Origin of the sequence: Neobacillus sp. FSL H8-0543 (assembly GCF_038592905.1) — a bacterium.
Lineage (GTDB): Bacteria > Bacillota > Bacilli > Bacillales > Cytobacillaceae > Neobacillus.
The window spans coordinates 2,452,399-2,468,062 of sequence record NZ_CP151943.1 but is presented as its reverse complement, the minus strand read 5'-3'; the positions used below and the strand labels follow the sequence as shown (position 1 = coordinate 2,468,062).

11 protein-coding genes and 5 tRNA genes are annotated in these 15,664 nt (G+C 38.0%); 15 read left to right on the top strand and 1 reads right to left on the bottom strand.

The genetic code is table 11. The features are described from left to right. Positions 1–17 precede the first annotated feature (17 nt). The 4 genes from NSS81_RS12095 (at position 18) to dnaB (ending at position 4,914) form a co-directional block, all read left to right on the top strand. Positions 18–962 (top strand): YybS family protein, encoded by a 945-nt coding sequence (locus NSS81_RS12095; protein WP_342433738.1) that lies wholly within the window; start codon positions 18–20, stop codon positions 960–962. 26 nt (positions 963–988) lie between these two features. Continuing rightward, positions 989–2,962, top strand: coding sequence for a DHH family phosphoesterase (locus NSS81_RS12090; protein WP_342433737.1), 1,974 nt, complete (start codon positions 989–991; stop codon positions 2,960–2,962). After that, a complete protein-coding gene (rplI, locus tag NSS81_RS12085; RefSeq protein WP_342433736.1) occupies positions 2,959–3,408 on the top strand; it encodes a 50S ribosomal protein L9 in 450 nt (149 codons plus the stop codon). Before NSS81_RS12090 ends, rplI begins: the two co-directional genes overlap by 4 nt. A gap of 150 nt (positions 3,409–3,558) precedes the next feature. Continuing rightward, entirely contained in the window at positions 3,559–4,914 is a 1,356-nt protein-coding gene (gene dnaB / locus NSS81_RS12080) for a replicative DNA helicase (RefSeq protein WP_342433735.1), read from the top strand. A gap of 443 nt (positions 4,915–5,357) precedes the next feature. On the opposite strand, the gene NSS81_RS12075 is transcribed toward dnaB, so the two are convergent. Then, entirely contained in the window at positions 5,358–6,185 is an 828-nt protein-coding gene (locus tag NSS81_RS12075; RefSeq protein ID WP_342434008.1) for a nuclease-related domain-containing protein, read from the bottom strand. A 327-nt stretch (positions 6,186–6,512) separates the two neighbouring features. Here NSS81_RS12075 and NSS81_RS12070 point away from each other — a divergent pair, with 327 nt between their 5' ends. The 11 genes from NSS81_RS12070 to yycI all read left to right on the top strand — a co-directional run bounded on the left by NSS81_RS12070 (position 6,513) and on the right by yycI (position 15,662). After that, positions 6,513–7,805 carry an adenylosuccinate synthase gene (locus tag NSS81_RS12070; RefSeq protein WP_342433734.1) on the top strand — a complete coding sequence of 431 codons (1,293 nt, stop codon included), beginning with the start codon at positions 6,513–6,515 and terminating at the stop codon, positions 7,803–7,805. A gap of 268 nt (positions 7,806–8,073) precedes the next feature. Beyond that, positions 8,074–8,149: transfer RNA gene (locus NSS81_RS12065), tRNA-Lys, on the top strand. Positions 8,150–8,187: 38 nt separating this feature from the next. Continuing rightward, positions 8,188–8,262, top strand: a tRNA-Glu gene (locus tag NSS81_RS12060). Between the two features lie 228 nt (positions 8,263–8,490). Continuing rightward, positions 8,491–8,564, top strand: a tRNA-Met gene (locus NSS81_RS12055). 2 nt (positions 8,565–8,566) lie between these two features. Further along, positions 8,567–8,643: transfer RNA gene (locus NSS81_RS12050), tRNA-Asp, on the top strand. 194 nt (positions 8,644–8,837) lie between these two features. Then, a tRNA-Phe gene (locus NSS81_RS12045) sits at positions 8,838–8,910 on the top strand. A gap of 406 nt (positions 8,911–9,316) precedes the next feature. Then, complete coding sequence (locus NSS81_RS12040; protein WP_342433733.1) at positions 9,317–10,777, top strand: M23 family metallopeptidase; 1,461 nt, start codon at positions 9,317–9,319, stop codon at positions 10,775–10,777. A gap of 234 nt (positions 10,778–11,011) precedes the next feature. Continuing rightward, positions 11,012–11,722 (top strand): response regulator YycF, encoded by a 711-nt coding sequence (yycF, locus tag NSS81_RS12035; protein ID WP_342433732.1) that lies wholly within the window; start codon positions 11,012–11,014, stop codon positions 11,720–11,722. Positions 11,723–11,729: 7 nt separating this feature from the next. After that, entirely contained in the window at positions 11,730–13,556 is a 1,827-nt protein-coding gene (gene walK, locus NSS81_RS12030) for a cell wall metabolism sensor histidine kinase WalK (RefSeq protein ID WP_342433731.1), read from the top strand. After that, on the top strand, positions 13,553–14,875 hold the full coding sequence (yycH, locus tag NSS81_RS12025; RefSeq protein ID WP_342433730.1) for a two-component system activity regulator YycH: 1,323 nt from the start codon (positions 13,553–13,555) through the stop codon (positions 14,873–14,875). The genes walK and yycH overlap by 4 nt, the downstream gene beginning before the upstream one ends. After that, complete coding sequence (yycI, locus tag NSS81_RS12020) at positions 14,862–15,662, top strand: two-component system regulatory protein YycI (protein WP_342433729.1); 801 nt, start codon at positions 14,862–14,864, stop codon at positions 15,660–15,662. Before yycH ends, yycI begins: the two co-directional genes overlap by 14 nt. Positions 15,663–15,664 lie beyond the last annotated feature (2 nt).

The window sequence follows — 15,664 nt, the reverse complement described above, 5'->3', positions numbered from 1 at the left end:
AAAGTTGGGGTGGGAAAATGATAAATGTCAAAAGGTTAACAGAAGGTGCCGTTTTATTAGCAGTCTTTGCGGTACTGTTGTTAATAACACTCTATGTACCATTATTAGGAATGATTATTACCTTCTTTATAGGAGTCCCATTTATATTATTTGCTGCTAAAAATGATGGGAAAATTACTCTAGTTTTTGTGATTGCTTCACTTTTTCTTTCGCTCATTGTTGGGTCGATTATGTCGGTTCCATTAGCGCTAGCCTATGGAACTACTGGTGCTGTAATGGGATATTTTATTCGGTTAAATAAGAGCAGGTTTACAATTTTGCTGTCAGGAACTTTTGTTTTCTTGCTTAATTTAATCATTATTTATACGGCTAGCATTGTCCTTTTTAAAATTGACATGATTGGTGAAATGATTGACATGATGCAGGAATCGATGAATACGTCTGCTGAACTGCTAAAGAATTTCGGAAGTGCAGAAGAAACTGAGCGGGCGATGAATCAATTTAAAGAGGGATTAAAACTAGTAAAAACGTTAATCCCGACCCTATTTGTGATTGCCTCTTTCTTCATCGTATTTATCATACAGCTCGTCTCCTTCCCAATGTTAAAAAGATTTGGCATTCAGGCAGAAAAGTGGAAGTCATTTAAGGATATAAGATTACCCAAAAGTTTACTTTGGTATTTCCTCGGTATCTTGTTAGTTAGTATGTTCGCTAATCCTGAAGAGGGTACATATTTGTTCGCAGCCATTGTAAACCTAACGTATATTCTGCAATTTCTAATGGTTCTTCAAGGATTAACGTTTCTGTTTTACTACTTTGATAAAAAAGGAATATCCAAAGCTATCGCGATAACCATAGTGATTGTATCCTTCATTATTCCAATTTTCCTTTATATTATAGGGATATTAGGTATAATTGACTTAGGCTTTGATTTACGAAAGGGCTACGATAGAAAAAAGTGATGACAACTGTTTAGGAGCTGAAAACTTTGCCCGCATTTATCGAAAAACGCTCAATTCGTTACCCGTTTTACGGGCTAATAGGTATTGCAGCAGTGTTGCTCATTGTCCTGTCGTTTTATAATTGGATCGCTAGTTTGGCAGGGCTATTTCTAATCATCCTTCCACTGTACTATATGATTATCATTGATAATCGGCAAAGAAAAGAGATGGAAGAATATATCTCAACCCTTTCTTACCGGGTAAAAAGAGTCGGTGAAGAGGCACTCATGGAAATGCCGATTGGGATTATGCTGATTAATGATGAGTATTTTATTGAATGGGCCAATCCCTTTTTGTCTTCCTATTTTGACGAAGATACTCTGGTTGGAAAGTCCCTCTATGAAATAGCTGATTCCTTAGTTCCATTAATTAAACAGGAAGTGGACACAGAGATTATTACTCTGCATGACCGTAAGTTTCAGGTAATACTTAAGCGTGAAGAACGACTGCTTTATTTTTTCGATGTAACAGAGCAAAAAGAAATAGAAAAATTGTATCATGATGAGCGAACGGTTATTGCCATAATCTTTTTAGATAACTACGATGAATTGACGCAAGGCATGGATGATCAAATGCGTGGAAGTATTAATAATATTGTAACCTCTACATTAAATAGATGGGCTCAGGAGAATGGAGTATTTTTAAAACGAATTTCTTCTGAACGATTTATTGCCGTTTTTAGTGAAGGAATTCTCCAAATGCTTGAAAAGGGAAAATTCACTGTCCTTGACGAAGTAAGGGAAATGACTTCGAAGCAAAATTTATCGTTTACCTTAAGTATTGGCGTCGGTGCCGGTACACCATCCTTGCCCGAGTTAGGTGTGTTAGCCCAATCGAGCCTTGACCTTGCCTTAGGCAGAGGCGGAGATCAGGTAGCCATTAAACAGCCAAATGGAAAGGTGAAGTTTTTTGGCGGTAAAACGAACCCGATTGAGAAACGGACACGCGTAAGGGCGCGAGTCATATCCCATGCATTAAAGGAATTGATTATAGCAAGTGATAAGGTAATAATTATGGGACATAAAAATCCTGATATGGATTCTATCGGTTCTTCGATAGGAATCTACCGAGTAGCACAAATGAATCAAAAGGAAGCCTACATGGTTGTAAACGCACAAGAATTAGGCGGCGGTGTACAAAGGTTAATGGAAGAAATTCGCCCTCAAGAACACTTATATTCGCATTTTATTGGTCCAGAAGAGGCGCTTGAGATTTCAACAGAAAAAACACTGCTAGTAATTGTCGATACGCACAAACCAGCGCTCGTCATTGAAGCACGATTGTTAAATAAAATTGACCATGTTGTCGTTATTGATCATCACCGCCGCGGCGAAGAGTTCATTGATAACCCTGTCCTTGTGTATATGGAGCCATACGCCTCCTCTACTTCAGAGCTGGTGACCGAATTTCTTGAATATCAGCCAAAACGCGGTAAAATTGAAATGATAGAAGCAACAGCCTTGCTAGCTGGTATTGTCGTTGATACAAAAAGCTTTACTTTAAGAACAGGCGCCCGAACATTTGACGCAGCCTCCTATCTAAGAGGTCAAGGGGCAGACACCATTCTTGTTCAAAAGCTTCTGAAGGAAAACATTGATACGTATATAAAAAGGTCAAAGCTAATCGAATCAGCAGCCGTTTTCCATGAGGGTATTGCTATAGCAAAAGGTGATGAAGAGGAGTTTAATGACCAAGTCCTTATTGCTCAAGCTGCAGATACATTACTGACGATGGATAATGTAGTTGCTTCATTTGTCATTGCGAGACGGAGTGATGAGATTATTTCAATTAGTGCAAGGTCATTAGGCAGTATCAATGTCCAAGTCATTATGGAAAGCCTCTCAGGCGGAGGACATCTGACAAATGCAGCAACGCAATTTGCTGGTATAACCATTCTAGAAGCTGAAAAACAATTAAAGCAAGCAATTGAAGATTATTTTGAAGGTGGGAAAAAAGAATGAAAGTAATTTTTCTAAAAGACGTTAAAGGAAAAGGGAAAAAAGGCGAAGTTAAAAATGTAGCTGATGGCTATGCACATAACTTTTTAATTAAACAGGGTTTAGCGATGGAAGCAAATAGTGCGAGTATTAGTACATTAGATGCTCAAAAGAAAAAAGAGGCAAAATTAGCAGCAGAAGAGCTTGCTGAAGCCAAAGAGCTAAAAGATACATTGGAAAAAATCACAGTGGAATTAACAGCAAAAGCAGGTGAAGGCGGCCGATTATTCGGTTCAATCACTACAAAGCAAATTGCTGAAGAACTGTTAAAGAAGCATGGAATTAAGATTGATAAACGAAAAATGGAATTAACCGATGCCATCCGTACACTAGGTTCGACAAAGGTTCCAGTCAAACTTCACCATGAAGTTTTGGCAACCTTGACGGTTTCAGTTAAAGAAACAAACTAATTTTGCCAGTTCAATTTCCAGATAAACATGTTACACTATTAAAGTTAACAAATGACGTGATCGGTTCTAACTGGTCACTTTTCTTCATTTTATATAAAAATTCTATTAAATAGGTAAGTCATCCTCTTCAAAATAGGAGGTTTTTGATATATGAGCGATTTATTTGCAGATCGTCTGCCGCCACAAAATATTGAAGCGGAGCAGGCCATATTAGGTGCGATTTTTTTAGAACCTACCTCCTTAACTGTAGCTTCTGAAATATTAATACCTGAAGATTTTTATCGTGCAGCACACCAAAAGATTTTTAATGTGATGCTTAAGTTAAATGATGAAGGGAAAGCCGTGGACTTAGTAACGGTATCCGAAGAACTTGCAGCTACTAAGCTTTTAGAAGATACAGGTGGAGTAAGTTATATAAGTGACCTCGCAGGCTCTGTCCCTACAGCTGCAAATATTGAATATTATGCTAGAATCGTAGAAGAAAAATCATTGCTTAGGCGCTTAATTCGTACAGCAACTGCGATTGCATCGGATGGTTATGCCCGTGAAGATGAAGTGGAAGCATTATTAAGCGAAGCGGAGAAAAACATATTAGCTGTTGCTCAACGAAAAAATGCAGGTGCATTCCACAATATTAAAGATGTTCTCGTTCGTACGTATGACAATATTGAAGAGATGCACAACCGTGTTGGTGAAGTTACTGGCATTGCTACGGGATTCGCAGAACTGGACCGGATGACAGCTGGATTCCAGCGTAATGACTTAATTATTGTTGGAGCACGTCCTTCCGTGGGTAAAACGGCCTTTGCTTTGAATATTGCAGCCAATGTTGCGACGAAAACGGATGAGAATGTTGCGATTTTTAGTCTTGAGATGGGCGCAGAACAGCTTGTAATGCGTATGCTGTGTTCTGAGGGAAATATTGACGCGCAGCGTCTTCGTACCGGTTCTTTGACGGATGATGATTGGGGCAAACTGACAATGGCAATGGGCAGTCTGTCTAACTCAGGTATTTTCATCGATGATACTCCAGGGGTTAGAATTAGTGATATCCGTTCCAAATGCCGCCGTTTAAAGCAAGAGCATGGCCTAGGCATGATCTTAATTGATTATTTGCAGCTCATTTTAGGAAGTGGCCGTTCGGGTGAAAACCGTCAGCAGGAAGTATCTGAGATTTCCCGCTCCCTCAAGCAATTGGCGCGTGAGCTTCAAATTCCCGTTATTGCACTTTCTCAGCTTTCTCGTGGTGTGGAACAACGTCAGGATAAACGCCCGATGATGTCCGATATCCGTGAATCAGGTAGTATCGAGCAGGATGCCGATATTGTAGCATTCTTGTACCGTGACGATTACTATGACAAAGAATCAGAGAATAAGAATATTATAGAAATCATCATTGCAAAGCAGCGTAACGGTCCAACAGGGACAGTTTCATTAGCGTTTGTAAAAGAATACAATAAATTTGTAAATCTAGAAACACGCTATGATGCTGCTCCAGGTGCATAGTTTTGAAGCTAGCCAGATAATTGGCTAGCTTTTTTGAGAAATTAATTTATGCCTGCTAATTCGTAGATTGATGCTATAAAAAGGGGCAGAACAGTAACCAAGGTGGTCAATGATGCCCGATCCTCAGGAAAAAGTGGTGGAGCGGTAACCATAGGAGGCCAATGATGCCCGGGCCACAGGAAAAAGTGGTGGAGCGGTAACCATAGGAGGCCAATGATGCCCGATCCTCAGGAAAAAGCGGTTGGATGGTAACCATAGGAGGCCAATGATGCCCGATCCTCAGGAAAAAGTGGTGGAGCGGTAACCATAGGAGGCCAATGATGCCCGGGCCACAGGAAAAAGCAGTTGGATGGTAACCATAGGAGGCCAATGTTGCCCGATCCTTAGGAAAAAGCAGTTAGACGGTAACCCAAGGAAAGCTAAGAATACAAAAGTGTTCAATTTTAATTATCAATCACTGGAGATACAAATTTTGCTGACTTCCCATGACCTACTAAGAGAAAGTTTTTTGAAAGAACTCTTCGAATTGTTTTCTTTGATTTAATAATGCTACACCAATCATGAATTGCTTTTGTAGTTATTTTCCTTTCAGGAAAAAGTAATTTATATTCCGCAACACTACGTAATATTGCTACATCAATGTCATCTTCGTTGAAGCCGCAATTTGTACACGACAATATTTCATCAACTAAATTTGTATATAATGAATAACACTTTGGACAAAGGGGACCTTTATCTAGTTTTTCATAGCTATATGGAGGTAACTTGGTGTAGGGGGACTCTGTAGTATGAAGAGCAATTAACTTTTCAGCTAATGTTAAAATCCTTTGATTCACTTTTGTAGTCTTCGTGTTTAGCTTCTTCAAAAAGCGAGTAAGCTGTGCTGGAAAAATAATTGAAGGGTTTGGTGGGGCATGATATAAGTGGAATTCGGGGTTAATGAAGATAAGGTATGATTGAATAGGGAACTTATAACCAAGACTTTGAAGTAATTGTCGGAATAAGGATTCAGTACGTTCCATCTGATTAATTGGATTCTTAATATCCCTTTTTGAAACGGTACACCACCTATCACCTTCGATAATAAAATCACCTTCATAATTTTTAACTTCTAAGGGGTAGAGTGTATCGTAGGAAAGAAGCAAGGTATCAATTTGGAAAAATGAGTAGTTACATTCAAGCATTAAGTCATGAATAATAAGCCAATTTTTTGAGAGTCCCTCTAACCATAAGTCACTATTCAGTTCACCTTTGAAGCCCTTTTCAAGAATAAATAGTAAATTTTATCCTTTTCAGATAATACCATTCTCCCATTCAAACTTCTGAAAATTACTAATTCAGTGGGTTCCAAGCGCTCTTTTAGTTTCATACTGCACATCCTATCCTATTTATTTATTAACAACATACTAATTTTATGAAAAATTACCCAGTTTTACAATGAAGAGTATTAATAGATTCAAATATTACTATTTTACGAACATATATTAATAAATTAATATATAATGTTCGTGTTTAGTTGACTTTTTTATCATAAAATTGTTAAAATAGTGAGTGGATTTATATATTTAAATGAACGCATAACTTTTGGAGGTGCCTTAATGTCATCAGTCGTAGTTGTTGGTACACAATGGGGAGACGAAGGAAAAGGGAAAATTACAGATTTCCTATCAGAAAACGCAGAGGCGATTGCTCGTTATCAAGGGGGCAATAATGCTGGTCACACGATAAAGTTTAACGGTGAAACCTACAAATTGCACTTAATTCCATCGGGAATATTTTATAAAGAGAAAATTTGTGTCATTGGAAACGGAATGGTTGTTGATCCAAAGGCACTTGTACAAGAATTAGCTTACTTACATGAAAAAGGAATTACAACAGATAATCTTCGCATAAGCAATCGAGCACATGTGATTCTTCCTTACCATTTAAAACTTGATGCTGTAGAAGAAGAAAGTAAGGGTGCGAATAAGATTGGGACAACCAAAAAAGGAATTGGTCCAGCTTATATGGATAAAGCAGCCCGTGTTGGTATAAGAATTGCTGATCTACTTGAACATGATGTGTTTGAAGAAAAGCTTGAACGGAACCTTGCTGAGAAAAATCGTCTGTTCGAACGAATCTACGAGACCACAGGTTTTACGAAAGAAGAGATCCTCGAAGAATATTATGAATATGGCCAACAAATTAAACAGTATGTTTGTGATACTTCTGTAGTATTGAATGATGCGTTGGATGAGGGCAAACGTGTTCTTTTTGAAGGGGCACAGGGTGTAATGTTAGATATCGACCAGGGTACGTATCCATTTGTAACCTCTTCTAATCCCGTTGCTGGCGGAGTGACGATCGGTTCAGGTGTTGGCCCATCGAAAATCACCCATGTCGTTGGAGTTTGTAAAGCTTACACCTCAAGGGTTGGTGATGGTCCGTTCCCAACTGAATTGCATGATGAGATAGGAAATCGTATCCGTGAAGTGGGACGTGAATATGGAACGACAACTGGCCGTCCTCGCCGAATTGGATGGTTTGACAGTGTCGTTGTCCGGCATGCACGTCGGGTAAGCGGCTTAACAGACCTTTCACTTAATTCTATCGATGTCTTATCAGGTCTTGAGACAGTGAAGATTTGTACGGCTTATCGCTATAAGGGTGAACTAATCACCGAATATCCTGCTAGCCTAAAGGTTTTGGCAGAATGTGAACCTGTATATGAGGAACTGCCAGGCTGGCCTGAGGATATCACTACATGTAAGTCCTTAGATGATCTGCCTGAAAACGCACGCCACTACGTGGAACGTGTAACCCAGCTTACAGGTATTCCATTAACGACATTCTCTGTCGGTCCAGACCGTAATCAAACAAATGTGGTTCGCAGTCCTTGGAGACAAATTTAAGGAAAATAATAAGTCCTCAAAGCGAGGACTTATTATTTTATATAAATAAATTTTAAAAAAGAGTTGCTTATTCTCTATCATCCATGCTATTATAAAAAGCGTCGTCACAAACGGAAACAATTTATGTGTCGAGCCATTAGCTCAGTTGATAGAGCAACGAGCATTGCCTCGTGAATTAGCTTCGAGTTGTGCAGTTTACGTCTTGGAAAGATGTAAACGGAACATCCGACTTACAGAAATATAAGATTAGGAAATAATTTAATGTGTCGAGCCATTAGCTCAGTTGGTAGAGCATCTGACTTTTAATCAGAGGGTCGAAGGTTCGAATCCTTCATGGCTCACCAAAGTTCTTTGCATTTGCAAAATAACTTTCAATTTAAATGGCCCCTTGGTCAAGTGGTTAAGACACCTCCCTTTCACGGAGGTAACACGGGTTCGAATCCCGTAGGGGTCACCATTATTTTATTAATATTATTGTCGCGGGGTGGAGCACGTTCGAATAAACTTCTTCGAATAATCTACAGCGCACCGATTGAGCTTACATCTTGAATTAGCTTACTTAAATCGGGGCGACGATAACTTGATATGTTCAAGGTTCACTAAGTTGCTGCTTGGTTAGTCTTTCTGAGATTGATACAGTCCATACTAGCTATGAGCATAGACAAAACTTTATTAATATTATTGTCGCGGGGTGGAGCAGTCCGGTAGCTCGTCGGGCTCATAACCCGAAGGTCGCAGGTTCAAATCCTGTCCCCGCAATTGGTCCGGTAGTTCAGTTGGTTAGAATGCCTGCCTGTCACGCAGGAGGTCGCGGGTTCGAGTCCCGTCCGGACCGCCATTTTTTTAAAAAAATTATAAATGGCTCAGTAAAAGTTTAGGAAACAATATTAATCATGGCTCAGTAGCTCAGTCGGTAGAGCAGATTGCTCACATCACTGGATTTGCTTCTGCGGCAATCTGCGAGAAAGAACGGAAGTTCTTTTGAGCAAAGTGTCTGATTGGAATAAGGGTTTAGGAAACATTTAATAATATGGCTCAGTAGCTCAGTCGGTAGAGCAAAGGACTGAAAATCCTTGTGTCGGCGGTTCGATTCCGTCCTGCGCCATCCCAAAAAGAAGCTTGCATTTGTAAGCTTCTTTTTTTATTGTGTAACATTGTAATATTACTGTAACAAAAATTCGGTTTTTTCGAAGATATACTGCAAATACTGTAAGGTCTTGTAAAGAATTGCATCAGGTTGTCGAAATTAGTAGAAATGTTGGTATAATAGGGGATTATTTCTAATATTGTATGGGAAATATCCTTAAAAAGTGAGAGATTCGACCTATTTCTTTCCACTATTTTTGTAGGAAAATGTCAGGTATTATACATTTTTGTTACATTATCGAGACTTTTCGTCTATTTAGAATGAAATATGGTAAAGTAATAGAGGATAAAAAAGTAGGGAAATTCTTTTATAGATATAAAGTACTAATTTAAGAGAGTTGTTTCTGTAATTTAGGAGGATTCCAATGTTATTTTTAAATAGAGGAAAAAAATCAAGTAAATTAACGAAAAGACGATCTCTAAAAATGGCTATTATTACCACGTTAGCTGCTTCGACATTTGCATTTAGCAATATTCCAGCAAGTGCAGCTAGCAATTTCAAACTAACAACTGTTTATTATGTATACCTTAACGAAACATATATTGGAACCGTTTCAAATAAAGAAGTTGTTGATACTATTATTACTGAAAAAGCCGAGACATTAAAGGAAACTCATAAGGATGTCAATTTGCAGATTGCTCCTCAAGTCGAATATATTTCTGAACAGGTATTCCATTCAACAGCAAATAATCTAGAAGCAGTTGATAATCTTGAGAAAGCTATTCAATTCCAAGCAGAAGCTTCTGCTATCGTTATTGATGGTAAACCAGTTGTCTATTTAGATAGTAGAGAAACAGCTGAAGAGGTTGTTAGAAATCTCAAACTTAAATATGTAACAGCAGAGCAATTAACAGAACTTGAAGCTAGAAAAGCTTCAACGTCTAATACTTTACCAGCACTAAAGGAAAATGAAACTCGTCTATTAGACGTCGTTTTATCTGAAAATGTTGCAGTTCAAGCAGAAAAAATAGAACCAGAAAAAATAGTATCTGTAGATGAAGCCATCACACTTTTACAAAAGGGCACTTTAGAAGAAAAGAAGTATGTTGTAAAAGAGGGTGATGTTCTAGGTTCAGTAGCAAATGATAATGGTTTAAAGCTTGAAGAGTTATTGGTATTGAATCCAGATATTAAAGAAGATACTGTGTTAAAAATCGGCCAGGAAGTAAATATTACAGCACTAAAGCCATATATTGAAGTTATTGTCACTAAAGAAATGAATCAAAAAGAGGACATTCCATTTACAAAAGAAGTCGAGAATGACTCTACAATGCCTAAGGGTGAAACCAAAGTAAAACAAGAAGGTAAAAATGGTTCCCGTTCAGTTACATTTGCTATCTCAGAAAAAAATGGGAATATAATTAAAAAAGAGGTAGCAAGTGAGACAGTTCTTCAACAGCCAGTTGATCATATTGTAGTCATGGGTACCAAGGTCATACCTTCCCGCGGCAGCGGCAGCCTTGCATGGCCAACGGTAGGCGGTTATATTTCTAGCGAGATGGGTTATAGATGGGGCAGTATGCACAAAGGAATCGATATTGCCAGACCAAGCAATCGTACAATAAAGGCTGCCGATAATGGTGTCGTTGTATCTGCTGGTTATAGTGGAGCGTATGGAAATAAAATTATCATTGATCATCAAAATGGATTACGGACACTTTATGCACATTTATCTTCAATTGATGTGAGTGTAGGACAAACAGTTTCAAAGGGATCACATATTGGAGTTATGGGCACAACAGGAAACTCTACTGGAATCCATTTGCATTTTGAAGTATTTAAAGGTGGAGTAAACCAAAATCCGCTTTCATATGTAGGAAAATAAGGAAATATGATAAAGAGAGTCTCTAGTTTAACTGCTGGGGACTCTTTTATATTTTGGTTTCTGTTTAAAATAGGATCCCAACGATTTGCAGACTCCACAATACTGAAAGCTTACACCACTTTTTACTAATACTTCTAATAGATGAATTAAGGCTAAAACAATGGTAAAGTAATTAGAGTAGATTTGCTTTTTATATTGTTAATCAAATAGATTATTTTAAAAAGGAGCAATGTAATGGAAAAGAAAATTCTTGTTGTAGATGATGAAAAACCAATTGCAGACATATTGCAGTTTAACCTAAAAAAAGAAGGCTACGATGTTTATTGTGCCTACGATGGAAATGAAGCAATAACAATGGTAGAAGAAATTCAACCAGACTTAATCCTATTGGATATTATGCTGCCGTTAAAAGATGGAATGGAAGTTTGCCGTGAAGTACGGAAAAAGTATGAAATGCCAATCATTATGTTGACCGCAAAGGACTCAGAAATTGATAAAGTATTAGGTTTGGAGCTTGGGGCGGATGATTATGTGACGAAGCCCTTTAGCACCAGGGAATTAATTGCGAGGGTAAAAGCAAATTTAAGGCGTCACCAGGTAATCGTATCCCAGCCTGAAGCTGAAAATGAATCGAATGAAATTGAAGTAGGTTTGCTTGTGATACATCCTAATGCTTATGTCGTCTCCAAGCGCGGCGAGACAATTGAGTTAACCCACAGGGAATTTGAGTTGCTTTATTATCTTGCAAAACATATTGGACAAGTAATGACGAGAGAACACTTGCTTCAAACCGTTTGGGGCTATGATTACTATGGAGATGTCCGTACAGTGGATGTTACCGTTCGTCGATTACGTGAAAAAATTGAAGATAACCCTAGCCATCCAACTTGGATTATAACTCGTCGAGGAGTCGGATACTACCTGCGGAATCCTGAGCAGGAGTAAGGGTTCCATGAAAAGGGTTAGTTTTTTTCGCTCGATACATGTAAAATTTGTTATCATTTATGTCTTGCTAATCCTAGTTGCGATGCAAATTATTGGTGTCTATTTTGTTCGACAACTAGAAGAAACGTTAAGGACAAACTTTCAAACATCTCTAAAGGAACGCATTGATTTGCTTGCCTATAATATTGTTGAAGAAATGGAAAAAACTAGGACTCCGGAGGATTCAACACTGGAAGAGGAAATCAAACTAATTCTTCAAGACTTTGAATCCGTTGATATTTCTGAAATCCGTGTAATTGATGGAAGGTCGCGTAAAATCATTGGATCCTCACATCCGAGTAATCAGTGGGTCGTCGGACAAAGGACAACAGAACTTTTGGTCACACAATCACTGGTCTTAGAAGAGGATCAAAGCAGTATTTTCATTGATCGCCCAAGTAACAATCGAATTTGGGTTCTTTCTACTCCTATAAAATCAGGCGGTAAAGTAATTGGGGCGATTTATTTAGACGCAAAAATTGAAAATGTTTTTACCCAAATGAAGGAAATTAATAATATTTTTTCAACAGGTACGGCGATTGCTTTATCTATTACTGCGATATTAGGAATTCTTCTAGCCCAGACAATTACCAGGCCGATTACGGATATGAAAAAACAAGCCCTAGCGATGGCAAAGGGGAACTTTTCTCGAAAAGTAAGGGTTTATGGAAATGATGAAATAGGAACCCTAGCGTTTACGTTCAACAACTTATCGAAAAAACTTCAAGAAGCTCAAGCGATGACGGAGGGAGAAAGAAGAAAACTCTTATCTGTCCTATCTTATATGACGGATGGCGTAATTGCTACTGATCGTAAAGGGCGGATTATTCTTATTAATGAACCTGCTGCACAGATGCTGGATGTTTCACGTGAAACAGTTTTGTCACAGCCAATCGTATCGCTGCTAGGCTTAACAGATACAAATACTTTTGAAGATTTGCTTGAAGAACAGGATTCACTTATTTTAGATTATAGTACGAAAAAAGAACGATATATCCTTCGTGCTAACTTCTCTGTCATTCAAAAAGAAACAGGCTTTGTAAATGGATTAATTGCTGTTCTCCATGACATTACTGATCAAGAGAAACTTGATATGGAAAGACGAGAGTTCGTTGCGAATGTATCGCATGAGTTAAGAACACCGCTAACTACAATGAGAAGTTATTTAGAGGCATTAGCAGAGGGTGCATGGAGGAACGAGGAAATTGCTCCTAACTTCTTAGAAGTAACGAGGACGGAGACGGAGCGAATGATTCGTCTAGTTAACGATCTCCTACAACTATCAAAAATGGATAGTACCGATTACCTATTAACAAAGGAATGGGTAAATTTTGTTGACTTCTTTCATAGGATCATCGATCGGTTTGAGATGGCAAAAGAGAAAAATGTCACCTTTCATCGTGCACTGCCTTCAGAGGCGATATTCGTAGAAATAGATGAGGATAAAATGACACAGGTGCTCTACAATATCATTTCAAATGCCTTAAAGTATTCGCCTGAAGGGGGCAAAGTTACTTTCTCCATAATTGAGCAACCTGAAAAGATAATAGCAAGTATTTCGGATGAAGGTGTGGGAATTCCGAAGGAGAATATCGGAAAGATTTTTGATCGGTTTTATCGGGTAGATAGAGCAAGGACCAGAAAATTAGGCGGAACAGGACTGGGTTTGGCGATAGCTAAAGAGATGGTGAATGCTCATGGGGGATCTATATGGGCTATAAGTGAAGAAGGAAACGGAACGGTTATTTCTTTTTCTCTCCCCTACGAGAAAACAGAAGAGGATGAATGGTCATGAAATATGAAACTAGTAAATCACTGATATTAATCGTCCTTGTTCTATTTAGCTTGGTGTTAACCTGGAATCTTTGGACCTACCAGCCTAACTATAACACACTGGATAGCAGAAATTATGTTGCAGAAGTTACCTTAAGTGAGAAACAGGAATTAGACGAAATCATCCGTCCTGACTTAGCATTATTCCATTTGGAAAATAAACATTATGGGACAACGAATGCAACGGACCTTGACCTTCTAATCAAGGAGATCAGCAGATGGTCATTTTATGATGTTAAAAATTACTCAAACGATTTTCAGGATTTAAAGAGTTTAATGCATGGAAATGGAAATGTAGAAATTGTCTTTCCCGGGGAGGTACCCATTGATCTTTACCGAAATATCCTAAAATTCGAGGACAAAAATATTCCCTCCTTTAATTTTGACCGCATTATTATTAAAGTAGAAGGCCTAAAAGAGGACAGTGGAACAGTATACTTTGTTTCAGCAGATAAGAAGCAAGTTTATATGAGCCATGTAACTCCATCAATAATAATTGAATTTAATAAGAATTTCTTTATGAATGCTGAGAAATATCCTGCCTATTTCGCTGTTGAAGCAACAGAAAAGCGAACTGTTTTTATCCCTGAGGGTGAAATGGAAATGATGGAATATAAGTATTTACCATTCGTTCTTAACTCAGAGGCATTCAAAGATGCACTGTTCAGTAATCCCAGCTTTGTACAAAAAAGCCCGATCCCTCATGGAGAAGAGTTCACAGATGTCTCGAGTAAAATGACTGTTAATGATGATAGTAATATGCTGGTTTACGTTAACCCCACAGCAGAGGAAAAGTATACTGTAAACTCTAACGATTTATTAAAGCGGAGTATTGACTATATAAATGAACATGGAGGATGGACAGATCCTTATCGCTATGTTTCAAATGATGAAATAAATCACTCTGTTACTTTTCAGCTATACAGTTCCGATGGGTTCCCGGTCTTTAATGATAAAGGGCTGACTGAAATAAAGGAAGTATGGGGCCAAGATGAAATTATTAAATATATAAGACCAAATATCTCTTTAGAGCTCCCGTTAACAACGGAGACGAAAAAAGTTACTGTGCCATCAGGCAGGGAAGTTTTTAATTACTTGGAATCAAAAAAGAGCTTTAGAAAAGATTTACTAAGGCAAGTTGTATTAGGCTATCGAATGGAGAGAGGTACAGATGAGAATAAGCTTATCCTCTTAGAGCCTGCATGGTTTTATCTTTATGACCAAAGATGGGGGCAAATCTCGATGGATGATCTGGGGGGATTAATGCATGGATTGGAGTAAAATTAAGACGATTTTTATCTTAACGTTTTTAATTTTAGATGTCTATCTTTTATATCAATTCATGGAAATTCGCGATGCCAATAAATATGAGTTTATTATGAAAGCCTCGATTGAAGATAAGCTGAAGTTAGATGAAATTCAAATTGATGTCGAACTGCCAAAAGCTCCAATTAAAGATCAGTATCTTAGTGCAAAGCCGAAGATGTTTGCGAATGCTGATACAGAGAATTTAGAAGGAGAAAAGCGGCAGGTAAAGAATCCTAGCACAACACTTCAAGTGATCCTGGAAAAGCCGATTCAATTGAACGTAAAGTTTGAACCTAGTGAGCTTACCTCTTTTATTAATGATAGTGTTTTATTTGGCGAGGAGTATCAATTTTGGAAGAAAGATGATGAAAAAAAGGTAATCATTTATTTCCAGAAGTATAAAGGTATGCCTCTATATGAAAATATTAGCGGGAAGCTCACCTTCAATTATAATAGTGAAAACCAAATCGTTTCATACGACCAATCCTATTTGGAGGAAATAGACGAACTGAAGGAAAAGGAAGAAATCCTCACTCCGTTACAGGCAATTGAAACTTTACATCAAAAAGGAGTACTAAAGCCAAAAAGTAAGATAACAAAAATAGAACTGGGATATTCAACCTTAATTCAATTAGCCGCATCACAAGTATTAGCACCTACTTGGCGTTTTGTTGTTGATAACGGGGAAAGTCTTTTTGTTAATGCCTTTGAGGGACATATTATTCAATTTAACAGCGATGAAAATAGGGATTTGGAGTGAAG